At 68.1% G+C, this 7,457-nt stretch carries 7 protein-coding genes and 2 pseudogenes; 5 read left to right on the top strand and 4 right to left on the bottom strand.

The genetic code is table 11. The features are described 5' to 3' along the window. On the bottom strand, positions 1–263 hold a 263-nt coding region (locus GT045_RS02925; RefSeq protein ID WP_161333190.1), incomplete at its 3' end, for a transposase. 679 nt (positions 264–942) lie between these two features. On the opposite strand from GT045_RS02925, the pseudogene GT045_RS38720 reads away from it, so the two are divergent. Further along, a pseudogene (locus GT045_RS38720) lies at positions 943–1,074 on the top strand (IS256 family transposase); the annotation flags it as partial. A 32-nt stretch (positions 1,075–1,106) separates the two neighbouring features. After that, entirely contained in the window at positions 1,107–1,574 is a 468-nt protein-coding gene (locus GT045_RS02920; RefSeq protein WP_161333189.1) for a hypothetical protein, read from the top strand. Positions 1,575–2,473: 899 nt separating this feature from the next. On the opposite strand, the gene GT045_RS38715 is transcribed toward GT045_RS02920, so the two are convergent. The 3 genes from GT045_RS38715 to GT045_RS02910 all read right to left on the bottom strand — a co-directional run bounded on the left by GT045_RS38715 (position 2,474) and on the right by GT045_RS02910 (position 5,892). Further along, on the bottom strand, positions 2,474–2,662 hold the full coding sequence (locus GT045_RS38715; RefSeq protein WP_202526957.1) for a hypothetical protein: 189 nt from the start codon (positions 2,660–2,662) through the stop codon (positions 2,474–2,476). Positions 2,663–2,724: 62 nt separating this feature from the next. Beyond that, on the bottom strand, positions 2,725–4,509 hold the full coding sequence (locus GT045_RS02915; protein ID WP_161333188.1) for a CocE/NonD family hydrolase: 1,785 nt from the start codon (positions 4,507–4,509) through the stop codon (positions 2,725–2,727). Positions 4,510–5,337: 828 nt separating this feature from the next. Further along, positions 5,338–5,892 (bottom strand): TetR family transcriptional regulator, encoded by a 555-nt coding sequence (locus GT045_RS02910; protein ID WP_161333187.1) that lies wholly within the window; start codon positions 5,890–5,892, stop codon positions 5,338–5,340. Between the two features lie 380 nt (positions 5,893–6,272). Between GT045_RS02910 and GT045_RS02905 the strand changes: the two genes are divergently transcribed. The 3 genes and pseudogenes from GT045_RS02905 to GT045_RS39415 form a co-directional block, all read left to right on the top strand. Continuing rightward, a complete protein-coding gene (locus GT045_RS02905; RefSeq protein ID WP_161333186.1) occupies positions 6,273–6,506 on the top strand; it encodes a hypothetical protein in 234 nt (77 codons plus the stop codon). Next, positions 6,506–6,778, top strand: coding sequence for a hypothetical protein (locus GT045_RS02900; RefSeq protein ID WP_161333185.1), 273 nt, complete (start codon positions 6,506–6,508; stop codon positions 6,776–6,778). Before GT045_RS02905 ends, GT045_RS02900 begins: the two co-directional genes overlap by 1 nt. A 584-nt stretch (positions 6,779–7,362) precedes the next feature. Continuing rightward, positions 7,363–7,457 (top strand): annotated as a pseudogene (locus GT045_RS39415) (hydrophobic protein); the annotation flags it as partial.

Below are 7,457 nucleotides of genomic sequence, written 5' to 3'. Positions count from 1 at the left end.
TCCGCCTGGATGGCCCGCAGCATGCGCGAGAAGGTGCCGTCCAGAGCCCACCTGCGAAAACGCGTGTACAAGGTCTGCCAGGAGCCATAACGTTCCGGCACGTCACGCCAGGCCGATCCGGTCCGCAGCTTCCACACGATCCCGTTCAGTACCACCCGGTCGTCCAAACGGGGCCGCCCTGCGGTCCCCGAACTCGGCAGGAACCGCGACAACACTGCCCACTCGGCATCCGAAAGCTCATGACGACGCACCACGACAAGCATGATCCCTCATCACTTGATCACCTTTGAAGACGATCCCTAGTAGTGCTCCCTTAGGTTCTGCCGGGGCCTTCCTCCTCGCTCATGCGAAGCCCCACGCTCCCCGGGTGTCGACGAGTCCCCAGGCGCCGTCGTCGGCTTGCACCAGCTGGGCGATCACTGCCCCTACGGTTCCCGCCGGACGAGGCCGGCGGCATCGCGCGCCGGAAGCGCGCCCAGTCGGTGCTGCCCCGCTGCACGATCGGGATGCAGTTTCTGCCCCGCCCGGTCGGTCGCTCTGCGCACATGGACGGACTCAGCCGTCGCGCCTCCATCGGTCCGGTCGGGCACCGCACATCCGACCGCCACGAGCATCAACCCGGCGAACCTATGCACTAAGGGCATGAGAGCCCCTGGGCATCTGTGAACGCTAGGGTCTACAGGGCCGGAGGGGCGAGTGACATGGACAGCATTGCGGAAGCCGTGGGCTCGCAGGTTCTCAGCGCAGGGGTTGCCGCGGTACTCACCTGCGCGGCCGTGCTGGCGCGTTGGCTCATGGCCGCACGGTTGCCGGCGTGCGAGCAATGCTCAGGACTTGTGGATCGGTTTCGGGAGGGCATGCGGAGGGCGTACCTTCCCGAATGGTCCGTAAGGTCTCCGAGTAGGCCCGCGTTGCAGCGCGGGTCGGGAAGGTACGACGCCCGTGCTCAGCGTAGTCACCGACGACGGCTCCACCCAGTCCGGCTCCCTGATCGACGAGATCGTCCGCGAGGGCGCCCGCCGGATGCTTGCCGCCGCGCTGGAGGCGGAAGTCAACCATTACGTATTCGAGTACGGCGTCCTGGTCGAGCGAGAGGAGAAGGCCGCGTGAACCTCCACGACATCCTGCAGACCCCTGATGAACACGTCCGCTTCGCGGTCTACCTCGACAAGCTGCAGCAGGTGGCCGTTCCGGACGAGGTCGACCTGGTCGCCCGCGTGCTCACCGATCCGGACCGGACGATGGCCCAGTCCGCCGTGCTGCGGCACCTGGACGGCCGCGCCGCATACCTCCACCCCGGTCCCGGCTATGAGGCATGGGCGCAGGCGATGACCCAGGCCACGATCGACCACCCCTTCCTGGCTCAACGCTTGCGAGAGTGGTCACTCCTGCGCGCCATCTCGCTCAAACTGCCCTGGCAACCGGGCGACCTGCTCGAGTCATCCAACTGGCTCCAGCTCAAGACCGCCGCCGGGACGAACACCGAGGCCATCGAGATCCTCGCTGAAGCCGGCCGCACCAAGCGGATCCGCCACGCAGCCAGGACCAGCCTCAACCACCGCAGCGTGAGCTGACATCAACTCACCTACACCTCACGACGATTGTTTCCGGCGCGCCGCACATGGCGACACGCGGAGGCGTGAGCTGTCCGTCGTCCTGGACATCGCACACATAGACACAGGCCGATACCAGCATCCGGTAGCCGGCCGGGGCCAGATTCGGGCCCTGTCCCTGTTGGTCCCCTCCTCAACAGCGCATACCGAGACGTCGACCTGGAAAAGGTGCGTCCGTCTGCTCATGTGCCGGGCCATGAGATCGAGCACGACCTGCTCGTCCTCGGCGGACCGTGGAACAACGAGGTCGCTCACCGCCTCCTGGCCGCCTGAGTGAGTCGTTGCCCTTCCATCCCGGTGGGGGAGGGATCATCTGGGACGGCACTGCGTACCGGGGAGAACGCGCAGACGGTTTGCTCATTCGGGACTGTGGCTACCTCGTCAGGGCCCCGAACCCCTCAATCCAAGCAGACGCGTCGTACTCATCGGCAGCTGGTCCACCTACGGCACGGTGGCCGCGGCCCGGTGGGCGGCGGAAAGGGTGCTGGCCGCTCGCTGGCAGCCGATATCGCCGTGCGCGTAGAAGCCACAGTCCTGCGCGAAGGCCACGTATCTACGCCTCACATGCTGCGCCAGACTGCCCTGCACATGTGAACCGCAGCATCGCCTGTTCGACGACGGCCCCCAGCGCTGCTTCGCAGAAGTCCCCCGGGGCTGCCGAAGACGCCCGTCCGCAGTGGGCGGGGCGGGCAGCGCGGCGTTTCTCGTCGCACCGCGCCAGCCTTCCAGCCTACATCGAACGCCCGAACGTACCGGAACAGCCCGTCCCCCCCCGCGTGGAGGTCGACGACAGGCAGGGCGCATACGCCGGGTGTCTCTACTCCGCTGGAGCGCCCCGGAAGTGGCGGCGGGATGGCTGATCAACGGACGGTGTCGAACTCGTGCCCCACCTGGGGCAGGGCCTTGTGCACCGTCGTGCTGTGGTCGAAGTCCCCGACATCGCTGAGCCGCTGGTCGGCCGCGTGGGCAGCCAGTTGGCCCTGGCAGCGCAGGGAGTTCCCAAACGAGACGTCCCTGTCGCCGGCACAAGCACCCTTCGTCGGCTGCACGCTCGACGCTCCTCCCGGCGTCCGTCTGCCTGGCATGAAGGCGGAAGGTGTTCCTTCCTGTGTCAGGGGAGGAGAGGCAGCAAGAGCGTCGACGTCGCGAAGACTGTGTTGATGGACGGGCCGCCGGCGGCGAGGTGTGTGAACCCCATGTTCGACGGGACTGCGCCCGTCGCGTCGGAGCTGCCGACGGTGAGTCGAAGGCTGTGCCCCGCGTGCAGGCGACGGGCGTTCGGACAGAGTGGGATGCGGTACCGGACTGACTTGTTCGGCGGGACCGCGATCGGAGTGTCGCAGTCGAGGACGGGTCGGCCGGGGACACTTCGTTCCTCGTTGACGGTCCGCAGCGCTGCGCGTTGCCAGCCCGCCGTGATGAAGGTCGCAGATCCGTCAGGTGCAACGTCCTCGAGCGCGATGATCCAACTCGTGTCGGCGTCCGTGATCGCGGCATCCATCTGGAGCTCGATGTTCCCGGCGAAGTCCAATTCGGTCGTCAGCGCTGGAGTGGTCCAGCTCAGAGCGGCGGGGAAGTCCGGCTTGTGCGCCGCCTTGGAGCGGTCGATCCTCTCGCCGTGGGCGAGGTAGCGGCGGCTGCCCTCTGTGCCGCCGTGCCGGCTGAGCACGCCGTCGGACGCAAGGTGGAAGGAAGCGAGGCGGGAGTCGGCGGGCGGCCAAGTCTCGCTGGTGCGCCACTGGTCGGCCTCCGGCAGGAAGTAGCGGACGGGAGGCCCTTCCAAGATGCCGGTGTCCTGCCCCTTGAGCCAGTGGTCGAACCAGGCGAGGGCCTCGACGTGCATGCTTTCCCAGGGCCATCCCAGACCGCCTTCACCCAGCAGCGTCATGCGCACCGGAGGGCGGCTCTCGTCCGAAAGGCGCTGGAAGCCGTCCCAGGTGTCGAAGGTGGACGGCAGGTGGACCGGCGTGTTGTCCCATTCGCAGCCGAGGTAGACGGGGACTTTCACGTCGGCGAGCTTCTCCAGGAGGTTGCGTTCCTGCCACCACTCGTCCCGGAAGGGGCGCTCGACGGCGAGGTTCTGCCAGAGCTCGTCCCAGGGGTCGGCGGGGTAGGTTCCACGAGCGAACCTCTGCAGAGTGGCGAGCGCGGCCTCACCGTTCGTGTGCTGCAGTTTGGCGTGCAGCCCAGGGTGCTGGAAGATCTTGCGAAGTGCGGCCACGGCGGGGCCCCGCAGCATCTTGTCCGACCGTGTGGTGGCAATGCCGAGCATCGTCGTCCAACCGGAGATGAAGGCGCTGTTGAGCAGGCCGCCGTGCCAGACGAGTTCATACAGATCTGAGCTGAGGCCGAGAGGGAAGATCGCCTTCAGGTGGGGCGGAGCCGCCACCGCTGCTCCCAGCTGGGCCATCGCGAAGTAGCTGATTCCGAGCATGCCCACCGCGCCCGACGACCACGACTGGGTGCCGGCCCACTCGACGACGTCGTACAGGTCTTGCCGTTCCGCGGAGTCGAAGATCGTCCAGCGTCCCCCGGAGTCGTTGGTGCCTCGCTCGTTCACCGTGACGTGGACGTAACCACGTGGGACGAAGAAGTCGTCCATACCTGCTTCGACCACACCGAGAGGTACGAGGACGTCCTGGAGTTGCCTGGGGTAGGGAGAGGCGCTGATCAGGACGGGATACGCGCCCGGCTTCTCCGGTCGGCGTATGTCGGCGAGCAGGTTGACGCCGTCCCGCATGGGGATCGACACGTTGAGCTCGGTCACCACCCCGTGCTGCGCGCACGAGAGATTGCGGTAGTCGCGACCACTGGTCTGCGGCCCGTTCAGCCGCCTCTGACCCCTTTCTGTGCCGGATATCGTGCGATTTACGGTGCTTCGAGCCTGTCCGGGCATGGGGGACCCCTGATCCGAATGGGATGGTATGACTTGATTAATTTCATCGTATGTTGAATTTACGTGGGCGTGCAACCCCTTCGAAAGGCGCCTCTGTCCGCTCGAGGCGGTCGGCGGAAGGGCACGGTGCTGCCGCGCAAGACCGTCAACCGGCCTGAGGTGGCACTGGAGCGGGTGGCCTCGGTGATCGGCGCCACCGTCCCGGACGGCGCCGTTCTGGGCGATCGTCCACTCGGGATGCGGAGGGCCGGGAGTCCCATCGGGGGCTCGCGCCGCCAGGTCGAGGTGGCCTAGGCAGGTGAGCGGCGCCGGGGGCGGCCCCTCTTGGGCGCGCCCGTTCCAGACGGGCCGGGGGCTGTGCCCGGTGGCGGATCGGGATGGGGCGCGTAGCGCTGCCCGTGCGATGCCGCCGGGCTGGGTGTGGAAAGGTCGTGGTCACTCGGCTGCAGGAGCCGAAGGGCGTGCGCCACCTTCCGGACCTCGCGATACCGGCAGGGCCGCTTAGGCGGAGTCTCCGCGGCTCCGGCCGGCGGGCCGGCTCGTGCAGGCGCCGATGCGTGCCGTTCCGCTCGGCGTCGCCGGCCCGGCCGCCCCTTCCCGCTCCCCGGGCAAGCCGAAGGGCCTGCCCGGGGAGCGGGACGTCATCACATGTCGAGATGCTGCAGCCGGGGGCACCCCCGCACCCCGTGGGGAGGCTCGGTATGGCGTCCAGCGTTTCGGCGCACTTGGGGTGGCTGGGCACTTCCCGCCTTTGGAGTGTGCTGGGCGGCGGCAACCGCCACGCGCACCAGCGCTTCACCCCGCACGCTGGGAGTCCTGGCCAGGCGATCAGTCGAGTGGGTCGAACAGGTAACGCTGGATCGTGGGTGCAATCAGTTCGACGACTCGGTCGGAGGGCAACTCGGCCATGGGCCCGAATCGCCATACGTAGCGGGTCATGGCCAGCCCCACCATCTGCGAGGCGACGAGGCCGGCGCGGCAGTCCCGCTCCGTGCTCGACAGCGAGTGGGCCACTGCGGTCAGGACCTGATCCGAGAACAGACTGCGCAGCCGCTCCAGCGCGGAAGCCTCGTGCGAGGCCGTGAGGATGATCGACCGCAAGACGGCCGCCGCAGCGGGGTCATCCCACAGGCCCAGCATGGCAGTGACTATGGCCGTCCCCCGCTCGTGCGGTGGAGCGATGGCCGCCTTGTGGACACCTTCCATGAAGCTGTCCGGCGGAGCCAGCGCAGCCTCGAAGAGTCCCTTCTTGCTCTTGAAGTAGTAGCTGACCAGGGAAGGATCCACCTCGGCAGCACGCGCCACCGAGCGCAGAGTCGTAGTGGCGTACCCCTGAGCGGAGAACGAGGCGCGGGCGGCCGCGAGGATCCTCTCGGCAATCACTCCCCGGCCGTCCCGGGGGCCGCGCGCTGCCGCCTTCCTGCTGCTCCGACCGAACTCTGCAGGTGGAGCACCGCGTCCCGTAGTCATAGTTTCATCATATGGTGAATTGTCCGTTCCCTGCTCACCGCCCACCCTGCGGTGCCCGACATCATCCGTGGGTACCACCCTGCTCGGTGCCCGCTTGGCACCGGCCCCGGCACGGCGGACGCTCGACGCTCGCGCCCGGGCTCGCCGCGAAGGCAAGCTGTCACGCCCCCGCCCTGACACGCTCAGGCCAGGTCCACGCCCAAGAGCTGGGGCTGTTCAGCAAGGGGTGCCGGAACGTGCGCTGCCGGCACTATCGTGAGAGGGACACGCCTGCCTGGTCCCGGGAGCCTGTGATGAGCCAAGAGCCGGCCTGTGCCGACAGCGTCCGCCGACCGCTGGAGCCGGCCGCCGCGGACGCGGTGCGCGCCTACGCGGCCCAGACCCGGGCGAGGGCGGACGAATTCGCCGCCGTACTGGAGGACATCGCCGCCAACGGCCTGCCCGCGGTGGAAGACTGCACGCCCTGGGAAGACCTTCGCGAAACCCATCTCGCCCGCCTCGCCCGCCGGCGCTCGGCCGTCGGCTGATGCCCACACAGCACGGCCCGCGGCGCGCCCGCATCGCCTTAGCCGACGCCGCCGCCAAGCAACTGGAGAACATCACCACCGAGGCCGACCTCCACGCCCTGGATCGCGCCCTGGTCGTCATCTCGGTCGACCCCGATGCCGGGGAGCCGCTGCCCGGCGACAGCAGCGGGCCGAGCCTGCGCCAGTACACCGACGAGGTGGAAACCGTGCGCGTGCTGTACTTCGTGACCGCTCTGCGCACCGTCGTGGTCGTCGCGTACATCGAGGTCTGAAGCGGGCCCTCGGGTGGACCCACGGGTGCGACTGCTGTTGATGGCGACCGAACTGCCCTGTCCTCGGGTGTGGTCCGGCAGGTGCCGCACCGAGCAGTCGATGTCGCGTTCGACGTAGGACTGGCCGTCGGAGCAGATGTCGGGGTGGATGCGCACGAACCCGCGGGGGCACGCGATCTGGTGCCGGGCCGCGGCGGTCGACGCGGCTGCAGGGGGTACGGCGTGGGCGGAGGTGTGGCCGGCCAGCGATGCGGCCAGGACGGTCGGGATGGCGGCGGTGAGCGGAGCGGTCGCCCCTGTGTGAGGGGGCGCCGCAGACGCGGAATCCTCACATCCCTCGGTCCAAGCCGAGGGGTGCGCCACTGTTCCTTCCATCGACTGTCATTCACATGAGCTGTCCATCGGTGCGAGCCGCTGCCGCGCCGCGTGAGTCGCTGCTGCGGTGTGTGAGGGGCGGGACTGGGGGAACCGTGTGCGGCGGAGGTCAGCGTACGCGTATGCCCCGGACTTCCTGAAAGAAACACACGTTTTATGTGCTTGTGAGCGTGATGTAAGGGCATGCGGTGGCCAGGAGGTTGATAACAATGGTTCCCCTGCTTCTGGTTCTTCTGCTGGCTCTGATCCTCTTCGGTGCGGGTTTCGCGTTGAAGGCACTGTGGTGGATCGCGGTCATCGTGCT

Source organism: Streptomyces sp. SID486, from assembly GCF_009865385.1.
Classification (GTDB): domain Bacteria; phylum Actinomycetota; class Actinomycetes; order Streptomycetales; family Streptomycetaceae; genus Streptomyces.
The sequence above is the reverse complement of the archived record's forward strand: the minus strand, read 5'-3'. Positions and strand labels throughout refer to the sequence as shown.

Bases quoted from the DNA above. Each gene is read 5' to 3' on its own strand.
- GT045_RS02915 (WP_161333188.1), bottom strand. From the start codon at position 4,509: ATGCCCGGACAGGCTCGAAGCACCGTAAATCGCACGATATCCGGCACA.
- GT045_RS02905 (WP_161333186.1), top strand. From the start codon at position 6,273: ATGAGCCAAGAGCCGGCCTGTGCCGACAGCGTCCGCCGACCGCTGGAG.
- GT045_RS02900 (WP_161333185.1), top strand. From the start codon at position 6,506: ATGCCCACACAGCACGGCCCGCGGCGCGCCCGCATCGCCTTAGCCGAC.